This is a genomic window from Cryobacterium glucosi (assembly GCF_004402235.1).
Classification (GTDB): Bacteria; Actinomycetota; Actinomycetes; order Actinomycetales; family Microbacteriaceae; genus Cryobacterium; species Cryobacterium glucosi.
Genome location: NZ_SOFS01000007.1, coordinates 76599 through 90134, shown reverse-complemented (window position 1 = coordinate 90134; position 13536 = coordinate 76599). Strand labels below are relative to the sequence as shown.

15 protein-coding genes are annotated in these 13536 nt (G+C 68.6%); 1 reads left to right on the top strand and 14 read right to left on the bottom strand.

Annotation, left to right across the window (positions count from 1 at the left end; translation table 11 throughout):
- Positions 1-3: 3 nt before the first annotated feature.
- On the bottom strand, positions 4-1296 hold the full coding sequence (locus tag E3O46_RS01870) for an ATP-dependent DNA helicase (RefSeq protein ID WP_134448484.1): 1293 nt from the start codon (positions 1294-1296) through the stop codon (positions 4-6).
- A gap of 150 nt (positions 1297-1446) precedes the next feature.
- Here E3O46_RS01870 and E3O46_RS01865 point away from each other — a divergent pair, with 150 nt between their 5' ends.
- Positions 1447-2529 carry a hypothetical protein gene (locus tag E3O46_RS01865; RefSeq protein WP_134560987.1) on the top strand — a complete coding sequence of 361 codons (1083 nt, stop codon included), beginning with the start codon at positions 1447-1449 and terminating at the stop codon, positions 2527-2529.
- A 16-nt stretch (positions 2530-2545) separates the two neighbouring features.
- Here E3O46_RS01865 and E3O46_RS01860 read toward each other — a convergent pair whose 3' ends face one another.
- The 13 genes from E3O46_RS01860 to E3O46_RS01800 all read right to left on the bottom strand — a co-directional run bounded on the left by E3O46_RS01860 (position 2546) and on the right by E3O46_RS01800 (position 13533).
- Positions 2546-4555: a bifunctional copper resistance protein CopD/cytochrome c oxidase assembly protein gene (locus E3O46_RS01860; RefSeq protein ID WP_174774570.1), complete on the bottom strand. Its 2010-nt coding sequence runs from the start codon at positions 4553-4555 to the stop codon at positions 2546-2548.
- A 154-nt stretch (positions 4556-4709) separates the two neighbouring features.
- The gene (locus tag E3O46_RS01855) at positions 4710-4997 is read right to left on the bottom strand and encodes an HU family DNA-binding protein (RefSeq protein WP_134448488.1); all 288 of its coding nucleotides are present in this window, start codon (positions 4995-4997) and stop codon (positions 4710-4712) included.
- Positions 4998-5307: 310 nt separating this feature from the next.
- A complete protein-coding gene (gene rpsN / locus E3O46_RS01850) occupies positions 5308-5613 on the bottom strand; it encodes a 30S ribosomal protein S14 (RefSeq protein ID WP_134448490.1) in 306 nt (101 codons plus the stop codon).
- A gap of 3 nt (positions 5614-5616) precedes the next feature.
- Positions 5617-5784: a 50S ribosomal protein L33 gene (rpmG, locus tag E3O46_RS01845; protein WP_092322741.1), complete on the bottom strand. Its 168-nt coding sequence runs from the start codon at positions 5782-5784 to the stop codon at positions 5617-5619.
- Positions 5784-6020, bottom strand: coding sequence for a 50S ribosomal protein L28 (rpmB, locus tag E3O46_RS01840; RefSeq protein ID WP_134448494.1), 237 nt, complete (start codon positions 6018-6020; stop codon positions 5784-5786). The genes rpmG and rpmB overlap by 1 nt, the downstream gene beginning before the upstream one ends.
- Positions 6021-6195: 175 nt before the next feature.
- A complete protein-coding gene (locus tag E3O46_RS01835) occupies positions 6196-6603 on the bottom strand; it encodes a Fur family transcriptional regulator (protein WP_134448496.1) in 408 nt (135 codons plus the stop codon).
- The gene (locus E3O46_RS01830; protein ID WP_134448498.1) at positions 6600-7472 is read right to left on the bottom strand and encodes a metal ABC transporter permease; all 873 of its coding nucleotides are present in this window, start codon (positions 7470-7472) and stop codon (positions 6600-6602) included. Before E3O46_RS01830 ends, E3O46_RS01835 begins: the two co-directional genes overlap by 4 nt.
- Positions 7472-8353 carry a metal ABC transporter permease gene (locus E3O46_RS01825; protein ID WP_134448500.1) on the bottom strand — a complete coding sequence of 294 codons (882 nt, stop codon included), beginning with the start codon at positions 8351-8353 and terminating at the stop codon, positions 7472-7474. Before E3O46_RS01825 ends, E3O46_RS01830 begins: the two co-directional genes overlap by 1 nt.
- On the bottom strand, positions 8354-9145 hold the full coding sequence (locus E3O46_RS01820) for a metal ABC transporter ATP-binding protein (RefSeq protein WP_134448502.1): 792 nt from the start codon (positions 9143-9145) through the stop codon (positions 8354-8356).
- A 4-nt stretch (positions 9146-9149) separates the two neighbouring features.
- The gene (locus E3O46_RS01815) at positions 9150-10178 is read right to left on the bottom strand and encodes a metal ABC transporter substrate-binding protein (RefSeq protein ID WP_198413675.1); all 1029 of its coding nucleotides are present in this window, start codon (positions 10176-10178) and stop codon (positions 9150-9152) included.
- A 76-nt stretch (positions 10179-10254) separates the two neighbouring features.
- Entirely contained in the window at positions 10255-11013 is a 759-nt protein-coding gene (locus E3O46_RS01810) for a VIT1/CCC1 transporter family protein (RefSeq protein WP_134448506.1), read from the bottom strand.
- A gap of 105 nt (positions 11014-11118) precedes the next feature.
- Positions 11119-12528: a dihydrolipoamide acetyltransferase family protein gene (locus tag E3O46_RS01805; RefSeq protein WP_134448508.1), complete on the bottom strand. Its 1410-nt coding sequence runs from the start codon at positions 12526-12528 to the stop codon at positions 11119-11121.
- A gap of 45 nt (positions 12529-12573) precedes the next feature.
- Entirely contained in the window at positions 12574-13533 is a 960-nt protein-coding gene (locus E3O46_RS01800) for an alpha-ketoacid dehydrogenase subunit beta (protein WP_134448648.1), read from the bottom strand.
- Positions 13534-13536 lie beyond the last annotated feature (3 nt).

The following is a 13536-nucleotide window of genomic DNA, read 5'->3' as shown; positions in this document are numbered from 1 at the left end:
GGGTCAGGACGCGGGCAGGGCGCCCTGGCTGCCCATGAACCGCTGCACGTCCTCGTCGACGATGATGTCGCTCGGCCGCAGCGGCCGGGTGAGGTAGAGCCCGTCGAGGCCGGTCAGCCGGCTGAGGGCAACGTAGGTCTGGCCGGGGCTGAAGACCCTGGTGCCGAGGTCGACGATCGCCCGTTCGTACGTCGCGCCCTGGGACTTGTGGATGGTGACCGCCCAGGCCAGCCGCAGCGGGAACTGGGTGAACTCGGCGACGACGTCCCTGCTGAGCTTCTTCGTCGCCTGGTTGTAGCTGTACTTGTACTTCTCCCACACGGCCGGCTCCACCTCGTGCGTCGTGCCGTCGATCTCGACGTAGACCGTCGAATCCACCTTCGTGACCGTGCCGATGCTGCCGTTGACCCAGCGCGCGCCGCCGTCGAGCGGGGAGTCGTTGCGCAGGAACATCACCTGGGCGCCCACCTTGAGCTCGAGCACCGCGTCCGCTGGATAGGTGCGGCCGCCGAAGTCACCGGTGACCTCTGCCTTCGCGGTGAGCGCCTTGCCCGGCAGTCGCTTGAGCGCGGCCGCGTTGATCCGGTTGACCGCGTCGTTGCGGGTGGCGAGGGTAATCACGCCCTCTGCAGGCGGGGTGCGGGCGCCCGCTGCGTTGAGCGCGCCGCCGATCTCCGCGGTGACCTGCCCGTAGCGCACGGCGTTCAGCATGTGCCGGAAGTCGGCATCCCGCTGCCGGTGCACCTCGGTCAGTTCGAAGATGCGCAGTTCAGCGCCCTTCCAGACCTTCGCGTCGAAGAACCACATCGACCGGTAGGTGTCGGTGAAGTACGCCCGCTCGTCGGAATCGCCGGGGACGGGCGCGAGCTGGTACGGGTCGCCGAACAAGACGATCTGCACGCCGCCGAAGCTGTCGTTCGGGCGCTGCCTGGCCTGCCGGAGGCTGCGGTCGATCGCGTCCATCAGGTCGGCGTTGACCATCGAGACCTCGTCGATCACGACGGTGTCGATCGTGTTGAGCAGCTTCTTGACCTGGTCGTTCTGGTCGATCGCGTGGTCGGCGATGACCCCGATCGGCAGCCGGAAGAGCGAATGGATCGTCTGCCCGCCCACGTTGAGCGCCGCGACACCGGTCGGGGCGGCGATCACGATCTGCTTGCTGGTGTTCCACGACAGGTGGTTCAGCAGCGTCGACTTGCCGGTGCCGGCGCGCCCCGTCACGAAGACGTTCTGGCGCGTGTTCTCGATGGCCTGGTAGACCTCGGCCTGCTCACGCGACAACGAAATCGGGGACACGGGTCGCTTTCAGTAGGAATGGAGGGAACATTCCACTGTATCCGCCCGGGCCGGTGCCGGGGGCGGATGCCGGGCATCCGTGGACATCGCAGCTCCCGTCCCGCACCCACGCACGCCGGCACCTCAGAATCGCGCCCGTAGAATGTGGACGTGAGCAACCGCGACCGCACGGCCCCGCGCGACCGGGGCCGAACCCTCGTCGCCGTCGTCGTGGTTGTCGTCCTCCTCGTCGCCGCGCTGTTCGCGGCGATCGGTTCGCTCAACCGCGAGGTGTACAGCGCGGGTGGTTTTGTGCGCCAGTACCTCGACGCCCTGGCCAGGCACGACACCGCGAGCGCACTCACCTTGCCGGGGGTGACCCCGACCACGGCAGAGCTGACGGCGGCGGGCCTGCCGACGGAACTTCCCGACACGCTGCTGCGGGCATCCGTGCTCAGTTCGATCACCGCGATCAGGCTCGTCAGCGACACCGTGCAGCCGGACGCCGCCGACACAGGCACAGGCACCGGCACCGGCACCGCCGAGGTGCACAGCGTGATCTACGCCTTCGACCTCGACGGTGCTCCGGAGACGATGGAGTTCCGGGTGGCCAGGGCGGGAACGTACGCGGCGGTCTTCGACTCGTGGCGCTTCGACACCAGCCCCCTCGCGGTGCTCGGCGTCACGGTCTTGCACGAGGCGAGTTTCTCGGTCAACGGCCTCACCCTCGACACGCGCGCGCACGCGGCGGCCGACGCCCCGGTGACGTTCTCGAACCAGGCCGCGTACCTCGCGTTCGCCCCGGCCCGGTACACGATCGCGCACGAGTCGGCCCTGCTGAGCGCGGCGCCGCAGTCGGTTCCCGTGACGCAGTCCGGGGCGACGGATGTCTCGGTCGACGCCGAACCGAACGCGTCCTTCGTCGGGCAGGTCCAGTCGGAGCTCAACGCCTTCCTCGATTCCTGCGCGACGCAGACGGTCCTGCAGCCCTCGGATTGCCCCTTCGGGATCGAGATCAACGACAGGGTCAAGTCGGTGCCGACCTGGTCGATTCCCGAATACCCGGCCGTGACGCTCGCCGCCGGGGACACCGTCTTCGACATGCCGGCGACGGCAGGCAGGGCGCACATCAAGGTCGCCGTGCAGTCGCTCTTCGACGGGGACCTCAGCACCCGGGATGAGGATGTTCCGTTCGCGGTCGCGATCCAGGTCGTGGTCGGGGCCGACGGGTCGCTCGCGATCCAGCTCCGCTGACCGATTCCGGCAGGGACTAGGGCTGCCGGGTGTCGCGCGAGGCGAGCCGCTCGAGCTGGGCGTTGTAGCGGATGAGCTCGGCCTCGCCGGTCCGGTCGGCGTTGCGGTCCTTGCGCCGGGTTTCCTTCTCGTCACTGCGGGACCACTGGATCGCGACGGCGATCGCGAGCGCGATCGTCGGGATCTCGCCGACGCTCCAGGCGATGCCGCCGCCCAGCTGTTGGTCGGCGATCGCACTGACCCCCCAGGTGCGGCCCATCGCGCCGTACCAGTCGGCGAGGAGCAGGCCCGTCCCGGTCATCAGGGCGACCCCGAAGAAGGCGTGGAACGCCATCGTGCCGAGCAGCAGCAGCAGCCGGAAGGCGTAGGGCAGCCGGTACGGCACCGGGTCGATGCCGATCAGGGACTGCACGAACAGGTACCCGGTGATCAGGAAGTGCACGACCATCCACTCGTGCCCGATATGGTCGGTCGTCGCCCAGCTGAACAGGTTCGAGTAGTAGAACACCCAGAGGGAGCCGGCCCAGAGCACTGCGGCGACGATCGGGTTCGTCAGGACGCCCGCGTACCGGGAGTGCACCGCGAGGAGGATCCACTCGCGGGCTCCGCGGCTCTCGTCGGTGCGCTTGTGGATGGCCCGGGCGGCAAGGGTGATCGGGGCGCCGGGCACGAGGAACACCGGCACGAGCATGGTGAGCGCCATGTGCATCAGCATGTGCGACGAGAACAGATACTTCGCGTACAGGTTGGCGCCGCCGTTGGTGATGTAGAAGAGGATGAGCATCCCCACCACCCAGGACACGGTCCGGTAGACAGGCCAGGAGTCACCGCGCTTGTGCAACCGGTAGACCCCGGCCAGGTAGAAGAAGATCCCGAAGGCGCAGAACAGCACCCAGGCCAGGTCGAAGTCCCACTCGGTGAAGTACCGGGCGAAGGTCAGCTCTGGCGGCAGCAGCTCGCCGGTGAGGATCTGCGCGGGGGTCGAGGTGGCGACCTGGGTCGCCACGACCTGGGCGACCGGGGTCGCGGTACGGGCGAGCGCCGCAGCAACCCCTGAGGCGAGTCCCATGAAAGCGAGCTCGCCGACCACGAGCCACCAGAACCAGGTGCCCGCGCTGCGGCCGGCGGCGCCCGGTCCCGCGAGCGTGGCCCGGCGCATCCGCTCGACGAGGAACCGGCGCTGCAACACACCGAAACCGCCGAGCGTGATGAGGGCGACGACCTTCACGAGCACGAGGATGCCGTACGGCGTCAGAAGCCGGTCGATGCTGCCGATCCGCAGTTCGGCGCTGACGTAACCGGAGGCCGCGACGACGATGAAACTCACGAGGGCGAGCGTCGAATACCGGCCGATGACGGCGTTGATACGCGTGCCCTCGAGCTGTTTGCGGAGCACGACGACCGTCAGGAGCCCGCCGAGCCAGATCGCCGCGAACACGAGGTGCAGTCCGAGTGCCGTGATCGCGACGTCGTGGCCCTGGCTGCCCGCTGCGTGGCCCTGGAGCGCCATCGGAACGAGGGCGCCGATCGCGAGGGCCGTGACGAAAACGAGCCCGGTCTGGCTGCGCACCGCGAAGCACAGCACCGTGACGCCCGCGGCGATGAGCGTGGTCGCGAGCCAGGCCTGGCCGAGTTCGATCTGGCTGAAGAACTGGCCGGCGGTCGCGCTGAAGCGGTCGTCGAAGGCCAACGGGACATCCGTCACCTGCAGGAAGGTCAGGAACCCGGTGAGAGCGGAGGCGGCGGTGAAGAGTGCCGCGGCTCCCGCGGCGAAGTCGAGCGAGGTGCCGTATGCGTTCTCGCGGGGGCTGAGCGCGAAGCAGGCGAGCACGAGGGCGCCGATCGTGCCCGCAGCACCGAGGTTGACGAGCAGCTTCGCCACCGGGAGTCCCCAGCGCACGAGCGGCCCCGGGTCTGCGAGCAGTTGCGCAGCAGCGCCGCCGCCGTAGGCGAGGGCCAGCAGGGTCGAGAGCACGGCCACCAGGAGGAGGGCTGCAGGACCGGAGATCCGCACGAGACGAGGCACGGCTCCAGCTTAACCGGCCAGCCGGGTGGGTATGCCGAGAGCGGATGCCACGGACCGGACGCAGAGGAGGGCGCCGGCCGAAGCCGACGCCCTCCTCTGTATGAAGCAGGTGAAGCAGATGAAGCGGGTGAAGCAGGTGGAACGGGTGCCGATGTTACTTGGCGGCGGCCTTCAGCTTGCTGCCGGCGGTCAGCTTGACGCGGTGGCCTGCTGCGATGGCGATTTCTTCGCCGGTCTGCGGGTTGCGGCCGGTGCGCGCCGCGGTGGCGGTGCGCTCGACGCCGAGCCAGCCCGGGATGGTGACCTTGCCGTCGCTCGCGACGGTTTCGGCGAGTGCGGCAAAGAATGCGTTGAGCACGCTGTCGACGGCAACCTGGCTCTGGCCAGAGTCTGCGGCAACCTTGGCAACGAGCTCGGTCTTGTTCAGCGACTTGTCAGCCATTGAGTGTCCTCCTCGGACCTTCGTCTGTAAAAAACAGGTATGCGGGTAATGCGGGCGACGCCAGAAGGCGCATCCGTTGGTCGGTTGGACCGCGTTGAATCTAACAGAGTTCCGGGAACTTCCGCGTATTTCCGGCGTTTTTCGGCATCTTGGGGCGCTTTTTGCCCTTCCGGGAGTGCCATTTCCGCTGTGCGCGGAATCCGGGGTCCCTCGACGAGACATCCGCCCGGGTACGAGAAAGGGGATGTCGACCGAAGTCGACATCCCCTCATTCGCGGAACCGGAGTTCAGCGAAGCGATTCAGCGGGTGTTACCAGCTGGACTTGGTGATGCCGGGCAGCTCGCCGCGGTGCGCCATATCGCGGAAACGCACGCGCGAGATGCCGAACTTGGAGAGGTGGCCACGGGGGCGACCGTCGACGGCGTCGCGGTTGCGCACGCGCACCGGCGAAGCGTTGCGGGGAAGCTTCTGGAGGCCGAGGCGGGCTGCCTCGCGCGACTCGTCCGTACCGGACTCGTCGACGAGGGCCTTCTTCAGCTCCAGGCGCTTGACGGCGTAACGGGCAACAACGATCTTGCGCTGTTCGTTACGGGCGATCTTGCTCTTCTTGGCCATGTGTTAGCGCTCCTCTCGGAAGTCAACGTGCTTGCGCACTACGGGGTCGTACTTCTTGAGCACGAGACGGTCGGGGTCGTTACGACGGTTCTTGCGGGTCACATACGTGTAACCGGTGCCGGCCGTCGAGCGGAGCTTGATGATCGGGCGGACGTCATGCTGCTTGGCCATTAGATTTTCTCCCCACGGGCGAGCAGGTCCTTGACGACCGACTCAATGCCACGAGCATCGATAACCTTGATTCCCTTGACCGAGAGGGTCAGGGTGACGTTACGGCGCAACGAAGGCACGTAGTACTTTTTGGTCTGTACGTTCGGGTCGAAACGACGCTTGGTGCGTCGGTGCGAGTGCGAAACGTTGTGTCCAAAGCCGGGAACGGCTCCGGTCACCTGGCAGGTTGCTGCCATGGTTCTCCTCCAATACCGAAGGGCGAATGCCCTTCCCAAGATCTCTTGTCGGCCGGGCACAGCAGTTCCACTTCACTGGTTCAGAAAGCGAAGCCGATGTATTCCGGCAGTGCACGCAAAGATATGCGCAGCAACCGCCAACTCTACGGGTCGACGGGTGTCCGCGCAACTCCGCTCAGGCGATGGCGGCGGCGGCGGATGCCGCGGTGCACGCCGCGCACAGGCCGAACACGTCGACGACGTGGGCGGCCTGGGTGAAGCCGTGCTCGGCGGCGACGTTCTTCGCCCAGGTTTCGACGGCATCCGCTTCGATTTCGACGGTGAGGCCGCAGTGCCGGCAGATCAGGTGGTGGTGGTGGTCTGTCGTGCTGCAGGCCCGGTAGAGGCTTTCGCCGTCGGGCGACTGCAGGCAGTCGGCCTCGCCTTCGCCCGCGAGGTCGGCGAGGGCGCGGTAGACCGTCGCGAGTCCGATCGGGGATCCGGTGGCGTGCAGGCGGGTGTGCAGGCCCTGCACGCTCACGAATCCGACCGTGTCGCTGAGGGCGGTGCGCACGGCCTCGCGCTGCCAGGTGTTGCGCTTCATGACTCCCACCCTAGGCTCGCCCGGGCGGCGGCACGACCGGAAGCCGGCCGGGTGGGCAGGGCGGCGGTCCGGGAACTGCCGGCCCGGGAGCGGATCTGACGCACGGCGAGAGCCAGGAGGAAGAACGCTGCTGCGGTGAGCGCGATCGCGGGCCCGGCGGCGACGTCGAGGGCGCGCGAGAGCAGTACCCCGCTGATCCCGGCCGTCGCCCCGAGGACGGGTGCCGCGACGAGGATCTGCCCCGTGGTGCGGGCGAGCAGGCGTGCGGCGGCCGCGGGGGCTGCGATCAGGGCGATCGCGAGGATCGCGCCGACCGCGGGCATCGCGGTCACGACGGTCGCGGTGATGAGGCCCAGGGTCAGGAGTTCCATCGGCCATTCCCGGTATCCGGCCGCGCGGTATCCACTCGCATCGAAGGTCGAGAACAGCAGTTCCTTGCCGAAGAAGACGATCACCAGAACGGCGACCACGAGGACGCCGCCGGCGAGGCCGATGTCGGAACCGGTCGTGGTCAGGATGGATCCGACGAGGAACGAATCGACGTGAACGGGCAGCGACGGGTTGAGCGCCTGCAGGAGCACCCCGAGCGCGAAGCCCGCCGTGAGGACGATGCCAGAGGCCACCTGGCTGCCCTGGCGGCGCACCCGGCCGATCACGGTCATGATTCCGACGATGGCGATGCTCGCGACGAAAGCCCCGAGCGGAATGCTCAGCCCGAGCATGGCCGCGGCGACCGCGCCGGGGAAGGTGGCGTGGGTGAGGGCCTGGGCGAAGAAGGTGCGCCGGCGCAGCACGACAAGGGAGCCGACGAGGCCGCAGAGTGCGCCGATCACGGTCGCGGCGATGAGGGCGGTGCTGAAGTAATCCATCAGAGCACCGCCGCGGGCCGAGGCTGCGGCGCGCGCAGCCGGTCGAGCAGGAGTCGGCCGACGAGGGCGAGGGCGTACCCGGCGACGAGTACGAGCACGACGGTCGCGCCGCTCGGCAGGTTGATGCCGGCCCCCACGGATGCCACATAGCCGAGGGAGAGGCCGAGCCACGCCGCGACGGCGGCGAACACCGCCGCGACCGGGAACAGCAGCCACAGGCGCACGGTCACGAGCCGTGCGACCGCGCCGGGAACGATCAGCACCGCGAGCACGAGCAGGGTTCCGACGGCGCTCGACGCGGCGACGACGACGAGCGCGATCGCCACGTTGAGCACGAGGTCGAGCACGAAGGGCCGGTAGCCGACGGCGGAGAACCCGGTGCGGTCGAAGGCGCGGAAGAGTTGCTCCTTGAGTGTGACTCCCACGAGGAGGAGGGCGATCGCGCAGATCACGATCGTCTGGACGACCTCGACCACGCTGATCGTGAGCAGCCGCCCGAACAGGAGCTGTTCGAGCTGGCCGACGTAGTTGGTCTGCCGGGACACGACGATCACGCCGATGCTGAACATGGCCGTGAACACGATCGCGATCGCGGCGTCGACCGGCACAGCCTTGCGCATCAGCACCGCCAACACGATCGCAGTGAGCACTGCCGCGACGATCGCCCCCGCGAAGAGGCCCTCACGGCCGCCCCAGACGAACCCGATCGCGATGCCGGGAAACACCGCGTGGGTGAGCCCGTCGCTGATGAATTCGAGCCCGCGCAGGTTGACCAGCACGCCGACGATGCCCGCGACGAGGCTCAGCACGAGGAGCACCACGAGGGCGCGGGACATGAACGGCAGGGAGAAGGCGTCGAGAAGCGCGCCCCAGGCATCCACTCAGTGCCCCGTGTGGCTGGGCACGACGACGGTGTGCTCGTCGAGTTCGACCCCGACGGACCGGAAGGTGCGCTGGACGTTCTCAAGGCTGAGCACCTCGTCGAGTGGGCCGAAGGCGACCTGGCCGCCGTTCAGCAGCAGGACCGATTCGCAGACGTCGCGGGCGAGTTCGAGGTCGTGCGTCGAGATGAGCACGGCAACACCGTCGGCCTTGAGTCGCTTCACGGTGTCCACGAGCGCGTTGCGGTTCTCCTGGTCGAGGCCGTTGAACGGTTCGTCGAGCAGGAGCAGGCGGGGCCCGGATGCGAGGGCGCGGGCGAGGAGGCCGCGCTGCTGCTGGCCCCCGGAGAGTTCGCCGAACCGGGTCCTGGCGCGTTCGGAGAGGCCGACGGCCTCGAGGGCCGCTGCGACGTGCGCGCGGTCGCGTTTGCCGGGCAGGCGCAGCCAGCCGAGGGAACGGTATCGCCCCATCATGACCACCTGTTCGAGGGTGACCGGGAATTCCGGGTCGAGCTCGTCGGCCTGGGGCACGTACCCGACCGCGCCTGCGGGGGCCGGGGATTCACCGAGCACTTCGACCGTGCCTGCTGTGCGATGGATCAGGCCGAGCACTCCCTTGAGTAGGGTCGACTTTCCCGAACCGTTCGGCCCGATCAGGGCGACGGCCTCACCCGCGCGCAGGTCGAAGGCGACGTCTTCGAGCGCGGGCGTCTGGGCGTATGCGAAGGATGCCCCGGCCACGTGGAGGGCGAGCGGCGCGGCGGTCCGCGGTTGAGAATCGTTCTCGTTCACGTGTTCACTCTCGCAGGTCTGCCGGTACGGCGGTGGGGACTCTGCCCCAGGACTCGAGGATCAGGCGCACATTGTGCAGCTGAGAGGCGACGTAGGTGGCACCGTCGCTGCCGGCCGGGCCGAGGGAATCGCCATACAGGGCGTCGTCGCCGGAGTACACGGTGACGCCGGCCTGCCGGGCGATCGTGTCGGCGGCCTTGGGGCTGATCGAGGCCTCGGAGAACACGGCCTTGACGCCGGTGGCCTTGATCTTCGTGACGAGTTGGTCGATTTCGGTTGCGCTCGGTTCGGCGTTGTCGTCGAAGCTCGGGATCACGCTGCCGACGTAGGTGATGCCGTATGCGGCCGTGAAATAACCGAAGGCGTCGTGGTTGCTGACGAGAAGCCGCTCCGCGGCGGGGACCGGGTCGATGTTCGTGCGGATCCAGCCGTCGAGCGCTGCGAGCGTGCTTCCGTAGCCGGCGGCGTTGGCCGTGAAGGCAGCTGCCCGGTCGGCGTCGGCGGCACTCGCGGCCGCGAGACCGGCGGCGATGGTGCGGGTCATGGCTTCCGCGTTCGCGACGTCGGTCCAGATGTGCGGGTTGCCGCCCGCGTGGTCGTGTGCGGCATCCGCCGTGTGGGGGGCCTCGTCGTTTCCGGCGCCGCTCTCTGCGATCGTGATGCCCGCATCGGAGTCGATCGTGACGCCATGGAAGCCGGAGGCGTCGATCGCGTCGGTGAGCCATTCCTCGAGGCCGACGCCGTTGATGACGAGCACATCGGCGCGGCCGAGGGCGGTCAGGTCGGCCGCGGACGGGTCGTAGCTGTGCGCGCTCTGGTTCGGCTGGATGAGCTGGGTCAGCGTGACGCCCGGGGCATCCCCGATCACGTTGCGGGCGAGGTCGGCGACCTGGGTGGTTGTCGCGACGACCCGGAGGTCGCCCGATGCTCCTCCTGAGCCTCCGGCCGAACCGGGCGTCGTGGCCGAGCATCCGCTGAGGGTGAGCGCGGCCGCGGCCAGGAGTGCGGGTACGAGGATTTTCGAGGGGGTCACGTAAGCGACGCTATCCCTATTGATAATGATTGTCAAAACCATTAGGTGGGCTCGCCACCGCTTGGTGGCTGGCGGGCTAGACGACGCCGGAGGTGCCGAGCAGGGACCCGATCAGGAAGGTGACCACGAGCGCGGCGGCGCCGCCGAGCACGACGCGGATGATCGCCCGCAGCTTGGGGCTGCCGCCGAGGTGGGCGCCGGTCGCGCCGAGGGCGGCGAGGGCGACGAGCACGGCGCCGAAGGTGATCGGGATGCGCACGCTCGCGGGCAGGAGCAGGATCGCCAGGAACGGGAGCAGCGCGCCGAGGGTGAACGCCGCGGCGGAGACCCAGGCGGCATGCCAGGCGCTGACGACGTCGTCTTCCGTGATGCTGTGCTCGGCCAGCAGGTGGGCGCGCACAGGGTCGATCGCGGTGAATTCCGTGGCGACCTGGCGGGCGGTCGCGGGCGCGAGGCCCTGCTTTTCGTAGAGTTTCGCGAGTTCCTCGAGCTCGCCCTCCGGGTCGATGCTCAGTTCGTGCTTCTCGCGCGCGATCAGGGTGCGCTGGCTGTCGCTCTGGCTGCTGACGGAGACGTATTCACCGAGGGCCATCGAGATCGCCCCGCCGACGAGACCGGCTGTGCCGGCCGCGGCAATGACTGCGGTCGAGCCGCTCGCGCCGGCGACGCCGACGACGAGGGCTGCGACGGAGACGATACCGTCGTTGGCGCCGAGCACCCCGGCGCGAAGCCAGTTCAGGCGGCCGGCGTGGCTCTCGGTGCGCTTCCGGTCGTCGGCTGCGGCTTCGACCGCAGGAGCGACGGGGGCGATTCTGGCGGGGGCGATGGAGGTCATTGGAACATCAGACCACAGGGAATCCACGTCCGCCAGCGTGGAAAGCCTTACCTCACCAGCGCGTTAAAGAGCTGGTGAGGTAAGCCTTCCCAAAGTCTGAACCCGCTATTCGAGGAGGAGGGCCGGTTCCTCGATGATGCTCGCGACATCCGCCAGGAAGCGGCTCGCCACGTCTCCGTCGACGACCCGGTGGTCGAAGCTCGCGCCGATGGTCGTGACCTGGCGCACGCGCACCTCGCCGTCGACGACCCAGGGCTTGGGCTTGATCGTGCCGAGGGCGACGATCCCGGCTTCGCCGGAGTTGAGGATCGGGGTGCCGGTGTCCATGCCGAAGACGCCGATGTTCGTGATCGTGATCGTGCCCCCGGCCTGGTCTGCCGGCGTCGTCTTGCCGTCGCGCGCCGTGAGGGTGAGCGTCTCGAGGGCGCGAGCGAGCTCGAGGAGGCTCATGTCCTGGGCTTCCTTGACGTTCGGCACGATCAGCCCGCGCGGGGTGGCCGCGGCGATGCCGAGGTTCACGTAGTGCTTGATGATGATTTCCTGATCGGTGAAGACCGAGTTCACGGTGGGGTTGCGGCGCACGGCCCAGATCATCGCCTTGGCCATGATCAGCATCGGCGAGACCCGCACCCCGGCGAAGTCGGTCGAGGCCTTGAGGCGCTTGACGAACTCCATCGTGCGCGTGGCGTCGACGTCGACGAACAGGCTGACGTGCGGCGCGGTGAACGCGCTGCCGACCATGGCCTGCGCGATCGCCTTGCGCACGCCCTTGACCGGGATGTGCTCCTCACGGTCGCTCGGCCACTCGGGCGTCTGGATGTTGCGGAACACGCTCGCCTGGGTCGCCCCGCGCAGCACGTCCTCGCGGGTGACGTCGCCGACGGGGCCGGTCGCCTCGACGAGGGCGAGATCGACGCCGAGGTCCTTCGCGAGCTTGCGAATCGGGGGCTTGGCGATGACGGGACCGGCGGATGCCGCTCGCGGCGCCCGCGCCTGGGCTGCGGCGGCCGGCCGGGGCGTTTCGATCGCGGGAGGAGCGATCGAGGCGTGCGGCGCGGCACCGTCGGATCCCCGACGGCGACGGGTCGGCACGCTCGGAGCGGCTCCCCGACCGACGAGCACCTTCGGCTCCTCAGCGGTGATGGTCGACCCGGTGTCGAGGGCTGCGCCGGCCAGCTCGGTGACGTGTGCGGCGGGGACCTGTCCTGCTCCGGCATCCGCCGTCACGGCAGCGGGAGCAGCGGCCGGAGCCGGACTGACGGCTGCGGGCTCCTCGGCGGGGACGATGGTGATGATCACCGTTCCGACGTCCACGGTCGTTCCGACCTCCACGAGGATGGCGCCGACGACGCCGACGAACGGAGACGGCAGTTCGACGAGCGACTTGGCCGTCTCGATCTCGACGAGCACCTGGTTGATCGACACGGTGTCGCCGGGGGCGACCCGCCACTCGACGATTTCAGCCTCGGTGAGGCCCTCACCGACATCGGGAAGGGTGAAGTTCAGGACGCTCATCTGGATTCCTTGCTGTGGGTCATGCGAGGTGCGGGGTGGTGCATGTCAGTAGGCGAGGGAACGATCGACCGCTTCGAGGACCCGGTCGGGGGACGGCAGGAAGTGGGTCTCGACGGCCGCGGGCGGGAAGGGGGTGTCGAAGCCGGAAACCCGCAGCACGGGAGCCTCGAGGTGGTAGAACGAGCGCTCCGTGACGGTCGCCGCGATTTCCGAGCCGACGCTCACGAAGCCGTATGCTTCCTGGGCGACGACCAGGTGGCCGGTCTTCTCCACGGAGGTGAGGATGGGGCCGTAGTCGATCGGGGAGATCGAGCGCAGGTCGATGACCTCGATGCTGATGCCCTCGACCGCGGCGAGTTCGGCGGCCTGCAGCAGGACAGTGACCATGGCGCCATGGCCGACGAGGGTGACGTCGGAGCCGGCACGGACGACCCGGCTCGCGTGCAGGGGAATCCCGCTCGCGCCGAAACGGACCTCGCCCTTGGGCCAGTAGCGGCTCTTCGGCTCGAAGAAGATGATCGGGTCGTCGGAGGCGATCGCCTCCTGCATCATCCAGTAGGCGTCGTGCGGGTTCGAGGGGCTCACGACGCGCAGGCCCGGGGTGTGCGCGAAGTACGCCTCCGGGCTCTCCTGGTGGTGCTCGATCGAGCCGATGTGTCCGCCGTAGGGAATCCGGATCACGACGGGCATCGTGACCTGGCCCTCGTGCCGGTTGCGCATCCGGGAGAGCTGGCTGGTGATCTGGTCGAAGCCGGGGAAGACGAAGCCGTCGAACTGGATCTCGCAGACGGGACGGTAGCCGCGGAGGGCGAGGCCGATCGCGGTGCCGACGATGCCGGACTCTGCGAGCGGGGTGTCGAGCACGCGCTTGTCGCCGAATTCGGCGTGCAGGCCCTCGGTGACGCGGAACACGCCGCCGAGCGGTCCGATGTCCTCGCCCATCATCAGGACCTTCGGATTGTCGAGCATCGCCTGCCGGAGGCCGGCGTTCAGGGCCTTGGCCATCGG